Raw genomic sequence first — 1,295 nt, 5'->3', positions numbered from 1 at the left:
ACCAATGCTCTCTCTGGAGCGCAAGGGCATAGCGGATAGCTCGCTCAATTTGGCGGAGTACATCGACCATACGCTGCTGTTGCCGATGGTTACTCCAGAACAGATTGACCAGGGGTGTGAGATCGCCTTGCGCTATGGCTTCCCCACTTTTTGTGTTCCTCCCTGCTATGTGCCGCGGGTGGTGGAGCGGCTGCACGGATCCCCGGTCAAGGTGAGCACGGTGGTGGGGTTTCCCCTGGGCACAACCACTGCAGAGGCTAAGCTCTACGAGGCCCAACTGGCGGTGGAGCAGGGGTGCCGGGAGCTGGATGTCCGCATCAACTTGGCTTGGCTCAAGGCGGGAGAGCTGGATCGCCTCCATGCCGAGATTGCCCAACTGGTGGAAGAAACGGGGGTTTGCGTCAAGGCCATTTTGGAAACGGCTCTGCTGACCGAGGAGGAGAAAAAGCTGGCCGGGGAGATTTGTATCGATGCGGGGGCGGCTTTTCTGATGACCTCCACTGGCTGGATGGGGGGGGCGACGCCGGCAGATGTGCAACTGTTGTGGCAACTCAGCCGCGGTAAAGTGGGGGTGAAAGCGTCGGGCGGCATTCGCACAGTGGCTCAAGCAGAGGCCATGATCCAGGCGGGGGCCAGCCGTATTGGCACCTCTTGGGGGCTGGAGCTGATGCAAGAGCTGCGAGCCAGAGGAACCCCATGAGTGGCCGCACCTACCGGGTTACGGGCATCAACCTGAAAGGGATCCCACTGGGAGAGGCGGATCGGATTGTAACCATCTTGACTCGCGAGCAAGGGTTGATCCGGGCGGTGGCCAAGGGATCCCGTAAGCAGCCTTCCAAGCTGGGCGGGCGGATGGAGCCTTTTGTCATCAACGACTTGCTGATGGTGCGGGGGCGCTGGTCTGCCCAAGCAGAGACTTCCCAGCGTTTACAGCGCATCGTCCAAGCGGAAACCCTGCAGACTTTTCCCCGCCTCAGCCGCAGCTTAGCCCATCTCACAGCAGCGCAGTACTTGGCGGAGGTGGCCTTGCTGTTGGCCTTGCCCGATCAAGCTCAGGAAGAGCTGTTTGTGGTGTTGGTCGAACACTTGGAACGCATCGAGCGGGCTGCTTCGGAACAGGCCGTTCTGCCCTTGCTCACCCACGGGTTGTACCACCTCCTGGCGTTGGCGGGGTTCGCCCCTCAGGTGCAGGCTTGTTACTTCTGTCAAGGGGAGTTGGTCGACGGCGTTTTTTTCAGCCCCCAATGGGGTGGCTTGATCTGTGATCCCTGCCGGGTGGCCCAGCGGCCCAGCCC

General features: G+C 61.2%; 2 protein-coding genes. Both read left to right on the top strand.

The features are described from left to right. Positions 1 to 4 precede the first annotated feature (4 nt). Complete coding sequence (deoC, locus tag NW820_RS10555) at positions 5 to 700, top strand: deoxyribose-phosphate aldolase (RefSeq protein WP_414407456.1); 696 nt, start codon at positions 5 to 7, stop codon at positions 698 to 700. Further along, a partial coding sequence (recO, locus tag NW820_RS10550; protein ID WP_414407455.1) for a DNA repair protein RecO occupies positions 697 to 1,295 on the top strand: 599 nt, incomplete at its 3' end. The genes deoC and recO, both read left to right, overlap by 4 nt.

Origin of the sequence: Synechococcus sp. R55.7 (assembly GCF_047461955.1) — a bacterium.
Classification (GTDB): domain Bacteria; phylum Cyanobacteriota; class Cyanobacteriia; order Thermostichales; family Thermostichaceae; genus Thermostichus.
The sequence above is the reverse complement of the archived record's forward strand: the minus strand, read 5'-3'. Positions and strand labels throughout refer to the sequence as shown.

What these genes read in the sequence shown, in the direction of transcription:
- deoC (WP_414407456.1), top strand. Translation starts at nt 5, where the DNA reads ATGCTCTCTCTGGAGCGCAAGGGCATAGCGGATAGCTCGCTCAATTTG.